Genomic DNA, 17,849 nt, shown 5'->3' with positions numbered 1-17,849 from the left:
TTTGTTGCTTTTGCAACGTCATCATTTTTTCTCTTATGTTATCAAACAGCTATAAATATAGTTACAAGGAGAAATTTTATGGGATTAGATATATTTTGTTATCAATGTCAAGAAACTGCAGGGTGTACAGGTTGCACACATAAGGGAGTATGTGGAAAATCCCCTCAAACTGCTAAATTACAAGATTTACTAATTTATGCTACAAAAGGGTTATGTGAAATAACTACAAAATTACGCTCACAAAATAAAGCTGTTGATAAAACAATAAACCATTTTATTAGTGTTAATTTATTTACAACAATCACAAATGCAAATTTTGATGATAATATTTTTTATTCAAGAATAAGTGAAACTATAAATTATAGAGATGAATTAATTAAGCAATTAAATACAAAAAATAATTTAAGTGATGCAGCAACATTTAAAATTAGCTCTATAGATGAAATTAATGAAAAAGCTAGTAGTAATGAAGTTGGAGTTCTTTCAACAAAAAATGAAGATATTAGATCTTTAGTTGAATTAATCACTTATGGTATTAAAGGGTTAGCAGCATATGTAAAACATGCGAATGCACTTTCTTTTGAAAATGAAGATATTGATATCTTTATCCAAACTGCATTAGCAAAATTACTATCAACAAATTTAAATCTTGAAGAACTAGTTAATTTAACACTAGAAGTTGGAAAATATGGTGTTGATGCTATGGCTTTACTTGATAAGGCAAATACTTCAACTTATGGGAATCCTGAAATTTCAAAAGTAAAACTTGGTGTGAATAATCGTCCTGGTATTCTTGTTTCTGGTCATGATTTAGGAGATATTGAAGAATTACTAAAGCAAACAAAAAATACAGGTATCGATATTTATACACATGGAGAGATGCTTCCTGCTCATTATTACCCTAAATTAAAAAAATATAAAAATTTAGTTGGTAACTATGGTAATGCTTGGTGGAAACAAAAAGAAGAATTTGAAAGTTTTAATGGACCAATTCTAATGACTACAAACTGTATAGTCCCACCAAAAGGCTCTTATGTTGATAAAATTTTTACAACAGGTGCTGCGGGCTTTGATGGAGTTAAACATATAAAAGGAGAATTTGCTAATCAAAAAGATTTTAGTGAGATTATTGAAGTGGCGAGAAAATGCGCTCCTCCTACAGAATTAGAAACAGGGGAATTAGTTGGTGGTTTTGCTCACGATCAAGTATTTAAATTAGCTGATAATGTTGTCAGTGCTGTTAAATCTGGTGATATTAAAAAATTTGTAGTTATGGCGGGTTGTGATGGTAGAGCTAAATCAAGAAATTATTATACTGATTTTGCTAAGGCTTTACCAAAAGATACAATTATTTTAACAGCTGGCTGTGCAAAATATAAATATAATAAATTAAACTTAGGGGATATAAAAGGAATTCCAAGAGTTTTAGATGCTGGTCAATGCAATGATTCTTATTCACTTGCCTTAATTGCTCTTAAATTAAAAGAAGTTTTTGAATTAACAGACATTAATGAATTACCAATAATTTATAATATTGCTTGGTATGAACAAAAAGCCGTAATAGTTTTATTAGCTTTATTATTTTTAGGTGTTAAAAATATTCATCTTGGTCCTACCTTACCTGCTTTCTTATCCGAAAATGTAACTAATGTATTAGTAGATAACTTTAACATTGGTGGAATCACAAATGTAAAAGATGATATTGAAATGTTCTTTAATTAAGCTAATAACTTATAAATAATTAAAACCTGCCTATCAATGAGAAAAGCCTCATTTTTAGCAGGTTTTATTATTTTAATTTATAGTTAAAATTATTGTAACAATAATAATGAGAATACCAATGTAAATAATGCAACAGTTTCTACAATACCAATTACAATAAAATAGTTTGCTGTACCTTTTCCTGTTTCAGCTAATGCATCACAAGCATTTGCACTTGTTTTACCTTGCATTAATGCAGATAAACCAATAGCAATACCACCGAATACACCTACACCAAAAGCTAATACTGAAGAAGCTCCAGCAGCTAATGCAGCTGTGATAAAGTTCATCAACAAGAAACCATAAATTGTTTGTGTTAATGGAGCACCAGCAAAAGCAACCATAATAAATGGAGCTGGTTTACCATTTGCATAACATTTTTTCCATCCACCTACAGCAGCTTGAGCAGCAATACCTGCACCAAAAGCAGAACCCATTGCTGGTACAGCTAAAGCACAAGCTAAACCAATTAAACCTAAACTATTCATTTTAATCTCCTTAGTTGTATATATACAACCTATTTTACATTTTCATTTACCGTTTCTCTAAACGGATCGTATTCAATTCCTGACCACTCCATTCCAAGTTGTCCAGAAAATTCTAATAAATTCAATCTAACACCATGAACTATTACTGATAATAGTCCCATTACTAAGTTCAAAGCATGTCCAATAATTAAAATAATTATTGCAACAATAGTTGTTACGCCTCCCATTAAAGGAGCAGCCATTGAGTTAAAGCTTTGTGCTATAGCTAATGTAGCTAAGCCAACAGCAAACAAACGTATATAACTCATAAGGTTTGAGAAACAACTAATAGTATCTAAGAAGTTAGTAAATATAGCACCTAGTCCTGCTGTTATCCCTTTTGCAAAAGATTGACCTGGTTTTTGTGCTCCAAATAATGTAACCAATACAAACCCAACAATAATTAATGGGAATACTATTGAATAGTTACATGGAACTTGAATAACCAAATTCAAAACTACAAAATATAAAACAAGAATATCTAATGTCCAACCAATATCTGCAATGAAAGAAATATCTTTCTTTGAGATTTTTCGAACAATATTTATTACTTCAGCTAAAGTTAACTGAATTGTTCCTAAAATGAAACAGAATTGCATTATATTATTTTGAGTAGTTTGTGAAGCTAAATCAAAATCTGCAGGGAAGTTCGTTATCATAGGTAATACTAAATTCTTTAATGGAGTATTCATTAAGATTGTTTGAGAACCAAACCAAGTACCGGTTAAGGACCCCCAAATCATTGTCGCTATCGATAAAACATACAAAAGCATATTAGCTGTAGTAACTTTTTTACTTTTTGCATGCATCAAAACAGCTCCTAATAAAAATACTAAACCATACCCTGCATCACCAATAATCATGGCAAAGAACAAAGTAAAGAACATTAAGAACCAAAGAGAAATATCTCCTTCATTATATCCAGGAACTGTTCCTAGAATATTGAATAAAGGTTTAATGATACCTACACCCTTTTGATATTTAATCAAAGTAGGAGGTAAATCCTCTTCTTCTGGATCTTCGCTCATATATCCCCAACATTGCTTTTTAGCTACCTTTTCAAACTTTTCAAATTTTGTTTGTGGTATATAGCCTGTAATGTAACTTAAGTTATCATCATCAGTTGCAGTTGAAGATACTTGGTCAAAGTAAATTTCCATTTCACATTTTTTGATAAAATGATTATATGAATCTAAATACCTATAATTTTCTGCTAAATAACTATTAATTTGTTCGACTTCTTTTGAATTTTCATTAACTCTTTCTTCAAGAGCTATTAAACTTTCATCAGGAAGTTCAAAAAGTTTTGCAGGGAATGCTGGATCTAATTCTTTATCTATTACAGCAATAGCACATTGTTTATCTACAGAATCTAATTCTATAAACTTAACAGTACTATCAATTGTAGATAATTCTTTCTTACCTAAAGTGTAAAAGTATAGTTTTATACCTTCATCTTTTAATTTCTTAATATCTTTAGGTTCGAAATTACCCCAACCCTTTATCCTATCAATAGTCAACTTATCTTTAACTATAGACTCATTTAATTCTTTTCTTTCAGCTATTTTTGAAGTTATTTGGCTATGCAATTTAACAAAATCACTTTCTTCAAGTGTTTCTTGTTCAATTTTTTTGCTATCAACCACACAATCTTCAATACTCATTCTAGCAGTATTTAATAAATCAAGTTCATTTTTAAGTTCTTCACCCTTTTTACTTTTTGAATTAACAGCATAGATATGCATTAATCCATATTTTCTAAGGGTTCTTAACATTTCAGTTTTCTTATGAGCCTGAACTATAATACTTACTTTTTTCATGGGTACTATCATTTAGGACACCCCCACAACTTTGCTTTTAGCAATTTTACCTCTTACAACAGCTGCTGCTTGTTGATCTCCAAGATAAATTCCAATCTTTCTAATATTCTCTTTTGCTTCAGGGATTTTAACTTTTTCAAACAAATTAACTCTTTGAGATGTTGTTCTCAATTCTTTTGATAATAAATCAATTTGAATTTCTAAAGTTCCAATTAAAGCATCAAGTCTTGCATAATCTTTTAAGGTTAAAATTCCATCATCAACCCAAAGAGGATATTCAGTTAAATCATAATCGATATCCTTAAAGGTTAATTCTTTAAATTCAGGAATAGTAACACCTGCAATATTACTTTTTACTTTAACAACCCTATCTACTCTAACAATATTAGAGAGTCTCTTATCTTTATCAAAGGCTGCATTTTCTGCGTAAACACAAATCCAATCTTGCATTCCATCAACAAGCTTATCTTGCTCAAGACGCAACTCTTTTATTTTACTTTCGATACCTCTAATAACCATTTGAAGTTGCTGTTTTTTCAACTGCAAAGTTGGTAAATATCTAGTAAATTGTTTGAGCTGATCTTTTTGCTTTTTTTGCTCATTTTTGGTCAATTTGACTGCCATTTTACCTCCTAAGCATCCTTCTTAGGCCAACGTGCGACAATTAAATCACTCTTCAATCCTGTTTCATTAGGTTCGAAACATTCACTTAAAATTTGCCAACCTAGGTCTAAAGCTTCTTCTAAAGGAATATTAACACTTAAATCCATCATTTTTTGTTCAAATAATGTACCATATTTAAGTAATTTTTCATCCCATTCTGTCATTTGGAATCCCATAGATTTCTTTTCTAATGATTCTCTGTATGAAGCATATAATTTAATCATACCGTCCATTAATGCTCTATGGTCATCTCTTGTATCTTTATTAACTTGTTGTTTTAGACGAGATAGTGAACCAAATGGCTCAATTCTTCCACCCTTAAGATAATATTGACCTTCAGTAATATAACCTGTGTTATCAGGAACTGGGTGAGTAACATCATCACCAGGCATTGTAGTAACTGCTAAAATAGTTAAAGAGCCAGCGCCTTCAAAGTCAACAGCTTTTTCATATCTTGAAGCTAATGAAGAATATAAGTCTCCAGGATAACCTCTGTTTGATGGAACTTGGTCCATTGTAATTGCCATTTCTTTCATTGCATCTGCGAAGTTTGTCATATCAGTTAATAAAACTAATACTTTTTTACCATCAATAGCAAATTTTTCAGCTACTGCTAAAGCCATATCTGGAACTAACATACATTCAACAGTTGGGTCACTAGCTGTATGAATAAACATAATTGTTCTACTCATAGCACCACTTTTTTCTAGTGTATCTTTAAAGAACAAATAGTCATCATATTTTAAACCCATACCACCTAAAATAATTAAATCAACTTCAGCTTGCATAGCAATTCTAGCTAATAATTGGTTATATGGTTCACCTGAAACTGAGAAAATAGGTAATTTTTGACTTTCAACAAGTGTGTTAAATACGTCAATCATTGGAATACCTGTTCTAATCATGTTTCTAGGAATAATACGTTTTGCTGGGTTAACTGATGGACCACCAATGTCAATCATATTTTCTTCTAATGAAGGTCCTTTATCTCTTGGAACTCCACTACCTGTAAAAATTCTTCCTAATAAATCATCACTGTAAGAAACTTTCATTGAATGTGATAAGAAACGAACTTTATCGCCAGTTGAAATACCTGCAGCACCTGAGAAAACTTGAAGAGAAACTAAATCACCTTGTAATTTAATAACATTTGCATAACTTTCTCCTGTTGCTGTTGTAACAATAGCAAGTTCTCCATTCTTTACACCCTTTGCTCTAACACTAATAACGTTACCTACAATGGATTCAATCTTGGTATATACTTTTTGCATCTTTCACTCCAATTACATTAATTTTTCAGCTTCTGGAATAAAGCTAACAAAATTACTATCAAATTGAGCTTTTATTTCACCCTCAATTTGTTCAAATCTTTCACTCTTAAACTCTACGTTATTCCAGTCTAAGAATTTTTGTCTCATTTCATTGAAAAAGGAGCGGACATGTTTTTTATCAGCTAAATCGAATTCTGCAGCAAGAACTTTAAATAATAGTTTAAATAAGTATTCTTGACGTTCAACGATAACTGCTGAGTCAACAGGATCAAATGAGTTTTGTTGTAAATAAACAGAATCGATTAATTCACTTTTTTGATAAATGATATAATCGCTAATACTTGTTCCTTCTTCACCAACAACTTTCATCATTTGATTAACTTCACCACCTCTAAATAAAATACGCTTAGCATAATCAACTTTAGTTGTATCAATTACACCTGTGTATTTTGACCAAGAATCAAGTGGGTTAATTGCAGGATATTTTCTTGCATCAGATCTTTCTCTTGATAAACCGTGGAAAGCACCAACAACTTTCAAAGTTGCTTGAGTTACAGGTTCTTCAAAGTTACCACCTGCTGGAGATACTGTACCACCAATTGTTACAGAAGCTAATCTACCATCATTTAATCTAACTTTACCTGCTCTTTCATAGAATTCAGCAATACGAGTTTCTAAGTATGCTGGGAATGCTTCTTCACCAGGAATTTCTTCAAGTCTACCACTCATTTCTCTCATAGCTTGAGCCCATCTTGAGGTACTATCAGCAAGTAGTAAAACATTTAAGCCCATCTGTCTGTAATACTCAGCCATTGTAACAGCTGTATAAACAGATGCTTCACGAGCAGCAACAGGCATTGAAGAAGTGTTACAAATAATGATTGTTCTTTCCATTAAACTCTTATTTGTTTTAGGGTCAACCAATTCAGGGAACTCTTTTAATACTTCAACAACCTCACCAGCTCTTTCACCACAAGCTGCGATAATTACGATATCTACATCAGCATTTCTACTTTCCATGTGTTGTAAAACAGTTTTACCAGCACCGAATGGGCCAGGAACACAGAATGTACCACCTTTAGCTATTGGTAAGAAAGTATCAATAATTCTAACTTTCATTACTAATGGTTCATCAGGTCTTAATCTTTCATCATAACATGTAATTGGTACTTTTACAGGCCAAGAAATAACCATTGTTAAATCTTTAGTTTCTCCATCTTGGTTTTCAATTGTTGCAACATTATCTCTAACATTGTATGTACCTTTTTTTACAATACTTTTTACTTTCCATTCACCACGAGTTAAGTTAAATGGTACCATAATTTGGTGAGTAAATAAGCCTTCTGGAACAGTACCTAATGTATCTCCTGCTTTTACTTCATCACCTTTTTTTACTATTGGTGTAAATTCCCAATCTTTATTTGGAATAGGATCTAAATAAACACCTCTTTGTAAAAAGAATCCACATTGGCTTGCTAAATCAGGTAATGGGTTTTGTAGGCCATCATAAATTTGTTGTAATAAACCAGGACCTAATTCAACACTTAACATTTCATTTGTGAATTCTACTTCATCACCTACAGCTACATCTGTAGTTGATTCAAATACTTGTAAACTTGCTACTTTTGAATTGATTCTAATTACTTCACTTTTTAAACGAGTATCACCAACATGAATATAACCAACCTCGTTTTTGGAAACAGAATCATCAAATTCAACATTTACCATATTTCCATTGACGCCGATGACGCGTCCTTTCATTCTATCCATCATGTTCTCCATTAATTGCTTTTCATTGTTGATTGTAGATTGTTTAATAATTTTTTAAATTCTTTATTACCTTCTACTTTATCAAAGCGAGATTTTCTTTCTAGAAGTTTAAGCTTAATAGCAAAGGCTAATAAACCCTCTAAATCAAAAACATGGTTAGTACTAGATTCATCTAAGTACTTCCAATACAACTTCATCAATAGAAGCTCCCCTTCATAAGCATTTTTAGCAGCTAAAGCAGCTCTTACTCCTTCAACAATTCTAAATTCTTTATCATTAGTGTTTTTGTATTTTTCACTATTAATATTTAATTTTTTACTTCTTTGCTCTGATAATTCTTTTTTTACACTTGTATTAAATTTATACCATTTTTTTACAAATGGATGTGATGCATTATTATCTGAAAGGGCCTCTGAAATGATTGTATAATCTTTTTTGTTAACATTACTTTTACATAGTTCAAGAAACTCATCACATGTAAATGGTGCTGAGTCTTCATATCTTAACATAGGTAAAGTTGCAACTAAATAATAATAAGAAGCCACGAATCACTCCTTAATTAAAAACAATTTCTGCAATAGCGGGAGAAAGGAAAGGAACCATTAATTTGGCTGTAGCTTCTTCACTAAAGTCAAAATATCCTGAGCCATCTTTGTCTGCTAGTTTAAAACCAACATTAACACTCTTAACTGGCTTAATTTCTAAACCTTGTTTTATTTTATCGCCCAATTCTTTTGTTAAAGTTTCTGCCAAAGCTTTATAATCATCTTCACTTATCTGAAGTTCTGTAGTCTTAGGGTCGCTTAAATCTAAAGAAATTACGTCTTTAATTAATTTAACGAAATCTTTAGTTTTGAAAGCTTTTGATACTTTTTCTTCTAATAAAGCATTAATTTGTGCTGTTAAAGCTTTTTTTAAGGACAATTGAACATCACGTGCAGCTTGAGATAGAGAAGCTTTTGCGCTTTGATCACGTAAAGCAACTTCTTTCTCAGCATCAGAGAGAATCTTTTCTGATTCTTTCTTAGCACTTTTTATAATTTCATCTGCTTTTGATTTAGCATCAGTTATTATTTGCTCAGCTTGTTTATTGGCCTTATCAATTCCTTCTTTCTGAATTGATTCAACCAAATCCTGAATTTGTTGTGCCATAGTATAATACCTACCTTTAAAAATTTAGCGTTTTTTTCATAAAACAAAATACAACGTTTATAAATATACTAGAAACTTTATTTTATGTCTAATCCTAATACAATTTTTTTATATTTTATTTTTATTCTCTCATTTTATCTTTTTTTGTTAAAAAATAAATACCTTTGTGATTTTTATAACAAATTTATCATGTTTTTTAATCTGAAAACGTTTGCGGCATTTGTTAATAAAAAAATTCTAACATAAAATTATAATGTATTTGTTATACAAAATTATTTACAGGAGAAAAATTATGAAGAAAAAAATTAAAATAACCCTTCTTTTAAGCTTTTTTGTTTTACTATTAAGTTCTTGTGAAATCAATGGACCAACCATCGATTTATCTAGCGTTCCACTTAGTTTAAGAAAAACACTTTACATTAATTATGAAGCTGGACTTGGAACTGTAACATTCTCAACAACAAAGATTGATGTTGTTAGGGGTGGTACATCAGATTTTGGAGATTCTAGTACTAATACTATGTATCTAGGTTTTTATAATGATGCAGCAGAATTCGATACAGATAGATTAACAAATTTAGGATATTCAATAACAGCTGCTGGTTCAACCTCAGCTCAATTAATATTAACTTGTACAAAAGCTGGCGCTTCAACTATTAAATACATTTTTAATATTTCTAACCCTGATATATGGGTTGAAAAAAAAGTTGATAATGTCACAGATTCAAGCTATGCCACAGTTTTAACTTGGGATCCATTTTAATATTTGTTAGTTAAAAATAATTATTTATTTTATTAAATACTACCTTATAAATTTATTTTTTGATATCATTACCTTATATTAAAATTTTAGAGGTTTTATGTTAAAAAGCAAAAATTTACAACATTATTTAAATACTGAACCTACAAAAGGGATTATTAGAATATATAATTTAGAATCAGATAAATCATTATTAATCAAAAGTAATAATATAATAGAAGATAGTAAAAATATAAGATTTCAATTAGATTTGGGATTTTATAATAATATCAATCTTCAACAAGAATATGCAAAAATTGGTCTCGAATTATTTGCAATTGAACCAATCCTTTTTGTAGAAGATGGAGAATCTTTAGATGATTTATATGACAAAGCAAAAAAAATATTAGATGAAAAAAATGTAACTTATTATTAATTTTATAAATCAATTATTTGTAAACATACTCTACAATTGTATAGTATGTTTTTTTAGGCCTAAAATTCTAATTAATAATAATTTACTATTGACATTCATTCTCATTAGTGTTATTTTATACACATGATACAAAATAAAATATAAGGAGATTTTTTATGGACGAATTTTACAAAATGCCATTACTAGGAGACAAAGCACCTAGCTTTGTAGCAACAACTACTCAAGGACAAATTAACTTCCCTGAAGATTACAAAGGAAAATGGGTTATCCTTTTTTCTCACCCCGCTGATTTTACTCCTGTTTGTACTACAGAATTCATGACTTTTGCACATTTAGAAGAAGATTTTAAAAAGCTTAATACAGAATTAGTAGGTTTATCAGTAGATTCACTTTACTCACACATTGCTTGGCTTAGAAAAATTCATGAACTTGAATGGAAAGGAATGAAAAATTTAGATGTTAAATTCCCTTTAATTGAAGACATTAAAATGGATGTTGCTAAAAAATATGGTATGATTCAACCTAATCAATCAAACACTCAAGCTGTTAGAGCTGTTTTCATTATTGATCCTAATGGGATTATTAGAACTATCTTATATTATCCACTCTCAACTGGTAGAAATTTTGACGAGCTAAAGAGAATTATTCAAGCTTTACAAAAAGTTGACAAAGAAAATTGTGCAACACCTGCAGACTGGAGAGAAGGTGATGATTTTATCGTACCTCCAGCTGGTAGCTGTGGAACAGCTAAAGAAAGAGTTGAAAGTGAAGATGAAGATATGTATTGCTTAGATTGGTTTATGTGCTTTAAAAAAGATAAAAAATAATTTTTTCATTTAACAAAATAGGCTATTGAATATTTTTTGTATTCAATAGCCTTTTATTATTTAATAACTTTAATAAGATTATTTATTTTCTTTGTCCATTTTTATTAAGTTTCTAATACCTTGAACCCCTACTCTAATAGCATTCTCAGTATCATGTAGAATTGGATTTTCCATTCCTAGTTTTTCTCTTTCTTGATTTCCTACAACAAAGAATTCACTACCACATCTAACACCTAGATAAGAAGCAACTGTAAATAATGCGGCACTTTCCATTTCACTAGCTAAAACCCCTAATCTTTTCCAAGCTTCCCATTTGTTATTTAATTCATAACTTACAGGCATTAAATCCGGAGAATGTTGACCATAAAAAGAATCCTTACATTGTACAATTCCTGTATGATGATTAAAACCTAAAGATTTTGCTGCATCTCTCAATGCAGAAACTACATCAAAATTAGCAACAGCAGGAAATTCTATTGGAGCATATTCTCTACTTGTTCCTTCAAATCTAATAGCACCAGTTGCAACAACAACGTCCCCGCCCATTACTGGCAAAGCAATTCCACCACAAGTACCAACTCTAATAAAAGTATCAGCACCACATTTATGTAATTCTTCCATAGCAATAGAAGCTGATGGGCCACCAATTCCTGTACTAGTAACAGAAACTTTTTCTCCATCCAAATAACCTGTATATGTTATATATTCTCTATTATCAGCAATTAGTTTTGGATCATCAAAATATTTAGCTATTTTTTCACATCTTTTTGGATCGCCTGGTAAAATAACATATCTACCAACATCTCCTTTTTTGATATGAAGATGGTATTGAATACCTGTTCCATTCATATAATCAGACATATTAGCCTCCTAAATAATTAAAAATAATGGAATACCTATTATAACACCTAAAAAATAATTTTTGCAATGTAAAATTAAAACAATCCTTATAAGGTCACATAAGTCTTGCCCATACCCCCATCATTAGGGTTTGCAAACCTATAATCTTTTACTTGAGATTGTGTTTTTAAGAATTTATGAATCCCATTTTGTAGAATTCCATCTCCATAACCATGAATAATAGCAAAAGTATTAAAATTATGAATTAAACAAGCTTCAAGTTGTATTTGAACAGTATTTAATGCCTCTTCTAAAGTTTTACCTCTAACATCGATAGTATTTTTTGGCCTTGGTGTTTCATTATTATAACTAATACTAACTTTCTTAGGTTTTTCTACTTCTTTGGCTTTATACAAATCCTTTTCTTTAAAAGTAATTTTTAAGGAGCCAACTTGTACAATCCATTTTTTCTTACCATCAGCTTTTAAAACAACACCTTCTCTTTTACTATCGCCACATAAAACAGTCATTCCTTCACTTATATCAAAAGGTTCTCTTTTTTCTTTTAACTGTTCTTCTTCTACTTCAATTTGAGAATTAATATTTTGTTCTTTAATATTTAAATAATTAATAAATTCTTTTACAGATTTTGTTTTTTCTTTGGTTATTTCACCAGTTACTAATTTCCCAACTAAATTCTCTAACTCTTTTCTACTTTGATTAATGAAACGGGATAATTCTGTTGACTGTTCACTTTTTAGTTGATGTTCTTTCTGTTTGATTTTTAATTTATATAAATCAACATCTCGTTTTTGTTTCCTTAATTCAGCTTCTTTTATTTCTAGCTCATTTAAAGTTTTTTCTACTTGTAATCTTTCATTTTCAAGACGCTTTACAATCTCCCCAATTTGAAATTGTTCATCTCCTAAATATTTCTTTGCAGATTTTATTACAACTTGAGGAAGTTTCATCCTAATAGCTGTATCAATTGCATGAGAATCACCTGGGAGTCCACAAACAACTCTAAAGGTTGGCATATGGGATGATTCATCGAATTCCATCGAAGCATTTAACATTTCATCAGAAATATATGCTTTATGCTTTAGAGAAGCCAAATGAGAAGTTATAAAGGAAATCTTTGATTTATTTAATAAAAAATCAACAATACTTTGAGCTATAGCCCCACCTTCATTTGGATCAGTAGCAGAGCCTAATTCATCTAAAATAACCAATGAATTTTCAGTACAGTTTCTTAATATTTTTGATAAACTATTCATATGACCACTGAAGGTCGATAATTCTTGTTCAATACTTTGTTCATCACCAATATCTGTATATACTTTGTCAAAAATTGGTAAAACAGAACCTTCTGTTGCAGGAATAAAACCAATGAATTGATTTAAAAGAGCAAATAAACCAACTGTTTTTATTGTAACTGTTTTACCACCTGCATTAGGACCTGAGATTACAACACATTTTATCTCTTCTTCAATATCTAAAGTAATTGGGACAGCTTTTTGTCCTAATAATGGATGACGAGCAAACAATAGTTTTACTTTTTTATTAGACAAACTAACTCTTGAACAATCATTAATAATTACCCACCTTGCAAAAGCATATAAAATATCAATATCAATTACTAACTTTGATAAATTCTCTAAAACTTTTATACACTCTCTCAACAAATTAGTTAAATTGTTATATATCTTAGCAATTTCTATTTGGATTTGTTGTTCAGCAAGAACTACAGAATTATTGTATTCAACAATCTTATAGGGTTCTATAAAAATTGTACTACCAGAAGAACTACTTCCATGCACAAAGCCTTCGACTTTTGATTTAGCATCATTTCTTACAGGAATTACTATTCTATCTTCTCTAATTGTTTCAACATCATTTTGTAATAATGCTTTATTATTTTTTATAAAATCTTTAGTAAAACTAGTTCTCTCTCTTTTTGTTCTCTCAACTCTTTTTACTAATTCTCTAATTATAGGATGAGATTCTTTAACTTTCCCACTTTCATCTAAAGCAGAAAAAACTTCTTTTGAGAAATTAATTAAACAAGGATCAATTTCTTCGCCTAATAAATAATTTATATTATTAGATTCTTTATTTGAGAAAATAGGCTGATGAATAAATTTATATAGCTTTTGTGCACTATCTATAAAAATAGCAACATTATATAAATCACTTCCTTCAACATTTTGATAATTAGATTTTATAATTTTAAATACACCTTCTAAGGAAGGAAAATAATTTGGCTTTTCAACATCAGGATTATCTAATAAATATTTTATATCACTAATCTTATCTTGTAATTCATTTATCTGTGCTTCAGTATCTAGAAAGTCTCTATTATATAAAGCTTTATTTGAATCTTCGAATAATAAGTATTTCTCAATTTTTTCTAATACCTGAAAAAAACCTAAATCGTTTAATGTTTTTTTTGATAATTTCATTTCTTCTTTTTCTTTGGCATCTTATAACGTGCCTTACTAGTTGAATTCGAGCTACCTTTCCATTTTGGTCCTTGTAACGCTAATGAATCGATCATTCTTAAATAGCTTTCATATCTGTCATAATTAATCTCATCATTTTCAACCATTCTTTTAATTTCACAATCCGGTTCATTTGTATGACTACACATACTAAAAGCACACTTATCTTTATTTTTTACAAACTCTGGAAAAGAATTAGCAATTTCTACAGGATCTCTATGAGGTACCATTATCTCTCTAACCCCTGGAGTATCAACAATTGTTATATTATCTTTTCTTAGCAAAAGAGAATAATTAGTTGTATGCCTTCCCCTATCATATTTTTCGCTTATTTCATTTGTTCTTTGATCAGTCCCTAATATTTGGTTAATTAATGTAGATTTACCTACTCCACTTTGTCCTACAAAGGCAACAAGCTTATTTTCAATCTTACTAATCAATTCATCAATATTTGTTCTTTCTTTTGCACTCACCAAAACTGTATCATATCCTAAACTTTCAAACAAATTAAATCTATCTAACTCATATTCAGTTAATTCAAAGTCACATTTATTTAGAACAAGTAAAATTTCAACATTCTGTGAACATGCAATAACCCTGTCTATAAACCTAGGTCTAAAAGGTGGATTTGAACAACTAGTCACACAAACAATTAAATCCATGTTTGCAACAACTGTTTGGTTACACTGGCCTTTCATATTCCATCTTTGAAAACTGTTTTTTCTAGGAAGTCTTTTTATAATTAAGCCTTCCAAATCATTTGTTTTTTCAAACTCAACAAAGTCTCCAACTGCTAATGGGTTATATTCTCCACTAACATCATTAAGGAGCTTTCCTTTAATTCGACATTCAAAGACTTTCTCTTCTATTTCGACATTGTATATATTATTTATACCGCGTATTATTCTTCCTATCATATTTTATATGGTAGACAAAAGAAAATAACTTGACAAGCTATTTTTTTTTGATAATCTGAAAATATGTTTAACTTTAAAACTTGTAAAAAAGAAAATTGTAACGCTTTTGTCACTTTAGATAGTGATTATTGTTATAGACACTCAGAAAACAAAGAAAAATTATTGCATGAAATGTATTCTTTGTTACAAAAAGAAAAATTAATTCGCGACATAACATTTTCTCATGCAGAATTTGAAAATATATCTACTCAAAAGAAAAACTTTGCTTCCTCAAATTTTTCTTGGTGTACTTTTAGAAATATAGATTTCTCATCATCCAAATTTACAACTTGTTTTTTTGACTTCTGTTTTTTTGATAATTGCAAATTTAAATCAACAGATATTAGATATTCAATTTTTTCTGGAAGTAAAATTATTAATTGTGATTTTTCTGATTCACTTTTAATTCATAATAATTTTTCAGGTATAGATGCTTGGGTTTGTGATTTTAGTTGTTCGGATTTATATTTCACTACTTTTTGTAATTCTTGTCTTAGAGATGTAAACTTTGAAGATTGTAATCTTAAAAAAGCTGATTTTAGAGAGACTGAACAAAGAAGATTGAATTTCAAATATTCAAACTATGAGGATGCAAGCAAATGAGAATATATCAACATTTTTCCGTAGTCGGCTTTTGTAATACATATGTAGTAGGAGAAAAACAAGGTGGTGAAGCAATTTTAATTGATCCAGGCCATGTTGATAATGAACTTATAAGTATTATTGAACAAAATAATTATATAATTAGCACAATTTTATTAACACATAGACATGAATCTCATACTAGAGGTGTTGGAACTTTATTAAAGTTATATAAACCAACAATATATGCATATACTTCAAAGGTATATGATTTTAAAGTAATTGAAATTGCTGGTAATTCAAAAATTAATTGTGGTGGAATTGAAGTTGAAACAATTCATCTCCCAGGTCACAGTGTAGATTCTCTTGTTTATAAAATTGGTCATGCCCTATTTACTGGAGATACCTTAATGGCAACAAGAATTGGATCAACACCAGGATATATTGAAAGATCTATTCTTATAAAAATAATTAGGGAAAAACTACTTAATTTTGATGAAAATTTAATAGTTTTCCCAGGTCATGGTGCTCCAACTAAAATTAAGAATGAAATTCTATTTAACCCTGATTTAACAGAAGAAACTGTTTCTCCTTGGTTAAGAAATCAAATGAAACAAGAGAGAAATAATCGTTTCTAATTATTTTTTTCTTAATTTTACAGCACTCTCATAATATTTAGTATTTTGTCCTTTTTCTTTTACAAAAGGTTCTAATTGCTTTATAATATTTTTAAAGCGAGATGGCATTGCAGCTCTAAAACGCATCTTTATATTTGTTTTAGGATGTTTTAAATCCAGCTGCAAAGCATGGAGCATTAGGGTTGCATCTTTAAATGTTTTATCCTTATTAGAATATATTGGATCCCCTAAGATAGGATGGTTAATACTTTTTAGATGCACTCTTATTTGATGTGTCCTTCCTGTATGAATGTTTAATCTAACAAGAGCATATCCTTTGTATTGCCTTAATACCAAATAACTAGTATCAGCTGTTTTCCCTTTATCACTTTCACAGGTTGTGAATTTCTTTCTATCTTTTGGATCTCGAATAATGTTAGTAGTAATTCTGCCTCTTCTTTTATCAAAATAACCTTTGGCTATTGCTATATAAATCTTACTTGTTTCTCTTTCTTTAAATTGATTAGATAAATCTCTTTGGCTTTCTCTATTTAAAGCTACAACCATAGTACCACTAGTATCTTTATCAAGACGATGAACAATTCCAGGTCTTATTATAGCTTCATCATCTAATTCTTGTTCTTCATCAGTGGCAAAAGAAGAAGAGAATTCATCACCATAACGATAAACAAGTGCATTAACCAAAGTATTATGGTAATTGTTTGCACCTGGATGGACAATTAACCCTTGATCTTTATTTATAACTAAAATATCTTCATCTTCATATAAAACATTAAGATTTATATCTTCTGCTTCAATACCTTCAAAAAATTCTTCACTATATTGTATTTCTATTTCTTGTCCATTAGTAACTTTAGCACTATTTTTTACAAGCTTATTATCAACAAAAATTTTAGTATCTTTATCGCCTACTAATGATCTAGAAACGTTTTCTAGATTTTTTGCAATATAACTATCAACTCTAACTTTAGAATCTAGATTTTCTACTTTTAATTTATAACTTATATCTCTTTTTGACATTTTTTATTCCATTTCTCCAACAATATAATCTCCAATTGCAATTGATAAAGATAAAACTGCAGCAATTGATAATTGATATTTGAAATTTGTAAAATTATCTGTTGGTTTATTTTCGACTAAAGGGGAATTTACTACCATTGAATAAGCTAAAACAGATACAGGAAATGTAATAGCTAATGATCCAAAAAATAAACTTTCACCTCTTCTGAGTTTCCAACTCCACTGTGGAAATTCTTCAATACTATAAGGTTCATAATCCTTAAAATCATTAGTTTCACTATAAACAAATGATGTAGATAATATTATTAAAAGTAGTATTGCAATAATCTTTTTTCTCATATTTTCC

General features: G+C 29.6%; 18 protein-coding genes. 6 read left to right on the top strand and 12 right to left on the bottom strand.

Going from position 1 to position 17,849, the window contains the following annotated elements; all coding sequences use genetic code 11:
• Window positions 1-78 precede the first annotated feature (78 nt).
• Window positions 79-1,722 (top strand): hydroxylamine reductase, encoded by a 1,644-nt coding sequence (gene hcp / locus ACZ5RS_RS09440; protein ID WP_464634768.1) that lies wholly within the window; start codon window positions 79-81, stop codon window positions 1,720-1,722.
• 89 nt (window positions 1,723-1,811) lie between these two features.
• On the opposite strand, the gene ACZ5RS_RS09435 is transcribed toward hcp, so the two are convergent.
• Genes ACZ5RS_RS09435 through ACZ5RS_RS09405 form a run of 7 tightly spaced genes read right to left on the bottom strand, consistent with a single transcriptional unit; the run spans window position 1,812 to window position 8,964 of the window.
• Window positions 1,812-2,249, bottom strand: coding sequence for a V-type ATP synthase subunit K (locus tag ACZ5RS_RS09435; protein ID WP_464634766.1), 438 nt, complete (start codon window positions 2,247-2,249; stop codon window positions 1,812-1,814).
• A gap of 29 nt (window positions 2,250-2,278) precedes the next feature.
• Window positions 2,279-4,120, bottom strand: coding sequence for a V-type ATP synthase subunit I (locus tag ACZ5RS_RS09430; protein ID WP_464634764.1), 1,842 nt, complete (start codon window positions 4,118-4,120; stop codon window positions 2,279-2,281).
• Window positions 4,121-4,732: a V-type ATP synthase subunit D gene (locus ACZ5RS_RS09425; RefSeq protein ID WP_464634762.1), complete on the bottom strand. Its 612-nt coding sequence runs from the start codon at window positions 4,730-4,732 to the stop codon at window positions 4,121-4,123. It abuts the gene before it with no gap.
• An 8-nt stretch (window positions 4,733-4,740) separates the two neighbouring features.
• Window positions 4,741-6,042: a V-type ATP synthase subunit B gene (locus tag ACZ5RS_RS09420; RefSeq protein ID WP_464634760.1), complete on the bottom strand. Its 1,302-nt coding sequence runs from the start codon at window positions 6,040-6,042 to the stop codon at window positions 4,741-4,743.
• Window positions 6,043-6,054: 12 nt separating this feature from the next.
• Complete coding sequence (locus ACZ5RS_RS09415) at window positions 6,055-7,812, bottom strand: V-type ATP synthase subunit A (protein ID WP_464634758.1); 1,758 nt, start codon at window positions 7,810-7,812, stop codon at window positions 6,055-6,057.
• Between the two features lie 11 nt (window positions 7,813-7,823).
• Window positions 7,824-8,357: a DUF2764 family protein gene (locus ACZ5RS_RS09410; protein ID WP_464634756.1), complete on the bottom strand. Its 534-nt coding sequence runs from the start codon at window positions 8,355-8,357 to the stop codon at window positions 7,824-7,826.
• Between the two features lie 10 nt (window positions 8,358-8,367).
• Window positions 8,368-8,964: a V-type ATP synthase subunit E gene (locus ACZ5RS_RS09405; RefSeq protein ID WP_464634754.1), complete on the bottom strand. Its 597-nt coding sequence runs from the start codon at window positions 8,962-8,964 to the stop codon at window positions 8,368-8,370.
• A 292-nt stretch (window positions 8,965-9,256) separates the two neighbouring features.
• On the opposite strand from ACZ5RS_RS09405, the gene ACZ5RS_RS09400 reads away from it, so the two are divergent.
• The 3 genes from ACZ5RS_RS09400 to ACZ5RS_RS09390 all read left to right on the top strand — a co-directional run bounded on the left by ACZ5RS_RS09400 (window position 9,257) and on the right by ACZ5RS_RS09390 (window position 10,966).
• A complete protein-coding gene (locus tag ACZ5RS_RS09400; RefSeq protein ID WP_464634752.1) occupies window positions 9,257-9,727 on the top strand; it encodes a hypothetical protein in 471 nt (156 codons plus the stop codon).
• A gap of 97 nt (window positions 9,728-9,824) precedes the next feature.
• Complete coding sequence (locus ACZ5RS_RS09395) at window positions 9,825-10,139, top strand: GIY-YIG nuclease family protein (RefSeq protein WP_464634750.1); 315 nt, start codon at window positions 9,825-9,827, stop codon at window positions 10,137-10,139.
• Window positions 10,140-10,294: 155 nt separating this feature from the next.
• The gene (locus tag ACZ5RS_RS09390; RefSeq protein ID WP_464634748.1) at window positions 10,295-10,966 is read left to right on the top strand and encodes a peroxiredoxin; all 672 of its coding nucleotides are present in this window, start codon (window positions 10,295-10,297) and stop codon (window positions 10,964-10,966) included.
• A 78-nt stretch (window positions 10,967-11,044) separates the two neighbouring features.
• Here ACZ5RS_RS09390 and udp read toward each other — a convergent pair whose 3' ends face one another.
• The 3 genes from udp to rsgA form a co-directional block, all read right to left on the bottom strand.
• Entirely contained in the window at window positions 11,045-11,827 is a 783-nt protein-coding gene (gene udp, locus ACZ5RS_RS09385; RefSeq protein ID WP_464634746.1) for a uridine phosphorylase, read from the bottom strand.
• Window positions 11,828-11,913: 86 nt separating this feature from the next.
• The gene (locus ACZ5RS_RS09380) at window positions 11,914-14,268 is read right to left on the bottom strand and encodes an endonuclease MutS2 (RefSeq protein ID WP_464634744.1); all 2,355 of its coding nucleotides are present in this window, start codon (window positions 14,266-14,268) and stop codon (window positions 11,914-11,916) included.
• Window positions 14,265-15,224 carry a ribosome small subunit-dependent GTPase A gene (gene rsgA, locus ACZ5RS_RS09375; protein ID WP_464634742.1) on the bottom strand — a complete coding sequence of 320 codons (960 nt, stop codon included), beginning with the start codon at window positions 15,222-15,224 and terminating at the stop codon, window positions 14,265-14,267. Before rsgA ends, ACZ5RS_RS09380 begins: the two co-directional genes overlap by 4 nt.
• A gap of 63 nt (window positions 15,225-15,287) precedes the next feature.
• On the opposite strand from rsgA, the gene ACZ5RS_RS09370 reads away from it, so the two are divergent.
• Window positions 15,288-15,866: a pentapeptide repeat-containing protein gene (locus tag ACZ5RS_RS09370; RefSeq protein ID WP_464634740.1), complete on the top strand. Its 579-nt coding sequence runs from the start codon at window positions 15,288-15,290 to the stop codon at window positions 15,864-15,866.
• Complete coding sequence (locus ACZ5RS_RS09365; protein ID WP_464634738.1) at window positions 15,863-16,483, top strand: MBL fold metallo-hydrolase; 621 nt, start codon at window positions 15,863-15,865, stop codon at window positions 16,481-16,483. The genes ACZ5RS_RS09370 and ACZ5RS_RS09365 overlap by 4 nt, the downstream gene beginning before the upstream one ends.
• Here the strand turns inward: ACZ5RS_RS09365 and ACZ5RS_RS09360 are convergent, their stop codons facing one another.
• On the bottom strand, window positions 16,484-17,503 hold the full coding sequence (locus tag ACZ5RS_RS09360) for an RluA family pseudouridine synthase (RefSeq protein ID WP_464634736.1): 1,020 nt from the start codon (window positions 17,501-17,503) through the stop codon (window positions 16,484-16,486).
• Window positions 17,504-17,506: 3 nt separating this feature from the next.
• A complete protein-coding gene (locus ACZ5RS_RS09355; protein ID WP_464634734.1) occupies window positions 17,507-17,842 on the bottom strand; it encodes a hypothetical protein in 336 nt (111 codons plus the stop codon).
• Window positions 17,843-17,849: the final 7 nt, after the last annotated feature.

This window comes from Pleomorphochaeta caudata, assembly GCF_055395745.1.
Note: the sequence above shows the minus strand (reverse complement) of the source record. Positions and strands in the feature narration are given on the sequence as shown.

Coding starts and splice junctions, on each gene's coding strand:
- hcp (WP_464634768.1), top strand. CDS start 79: ATGGGATTAGATATATTTTGTTATCAATGTCAAGAAACTGCAGGGTGT.
- ACZ5RS_RS09435 (WP_464634766.1), bottom strand. CDS start 2,249: ATGAATAGTTTAGGTTTAATTGGTTTAGCTTGTGCTTTAGCTGTACCA.
- ACZ5RS_RS09430 (WP_464634764.1), bottom strand. CDS start 4,120: ATGATAGTACCCATGAAAAAAGTAAGTATTATAGTTCAGGCTCATAAG.
- ACZ5RS_RS09425 (WP_464634762.1), bottom strand. CDS start 4,732: ATGGCAGTCAAATTGACCAAAAATGAGCAAAAAAAGCAAAAAGATCAG.
- ACZ5RS_RS09420 (WP_464634760.1), bottom strand. CDS start 6,042: ATGCAAAAAGTATATACCAAGATTGAATCCATTGTAGGTAACGTTATT.
- ACZ5RS_RS09415 (WP_464634758.1), bottom strand. CDS start 7,812: ATGGATAGAATGAAAGGACGCGTCATCGGCGTCAATGGAAATATGGTA.
- ACZ5RS_RS09405 (WP_464634754.1), bottom strand. CDS start 8,964: ATGGCACAACAAATTCAGGATTTGGTTGAATCAATTCAGAAAGAAGGA.
- ACZ5RS_RS09400 (WP_464634752.1), top strand. CDS start 9,257: ATGAAGAAAAAAATTAAAATAACCCTTCTTTTAAGCTTTTTTGTTTTA.
- ACZ5RS_RS09395 (WP_464634750.1), top strand. CDS start 9,825: ATGTTAAAAAGCAAAAATTTACAACATTATTTAAATACTGAACCTACA.
- ACZ5RS_RS09390 (WP_464634748.1), top strand. CDS start 10,295: ATGGACGAATTTTACAAAATGCCATTACTAGGAGACAAAGCACCTAGC.
- udp (WP_464634746.1), bottom strand. CDS start 11,827: ATGTCTGATTATATGAATGGAACAGGTATTCAATACCATCTTCATATC.
- ACZ5RS_RS09380 (WP_464634744.1), bottom strand. CDS start 14,268: ATGAAATTATCAAAAAAAACATTAAACGATTTAGGTTTTTTTCAGGTA.
- rsgA (WP_464634742.1), bottom strand. CDS start 15,224: ATGATAGGAAGAATAATACGCGGTATAAATAATATATACAATGTCGAA.
- ACZ5RS_RS09370 (WP_464634740.1), top strand. CDS start 15,288: ATGTTTAACTTTAAAACTTGTAAAAAAGAAAATTGTAACGCTTTTGTC.
- ACZ5RS_RS09365 (WP_464634738.1), top strand. CDS start 15,863: ATGAGAATATATCAACATTTTTCCGTAGTCGGCTTTTGTAATACATAT.
- ACZ5RS_RS09360 (WP_464634736.1), bottom strand. CDS start 17,503: ATGTCAAAAAGAGATATAAGTTATAAATTAAAAGTAGAAAATCTAGAT.
- ACZ5RS_RS09355 (WP_464634734.1), bottom strand. CDS start 17,842: ATGAGAAAAAAGATTATTGCAATACTACTTTTAATAATATTATCTACA.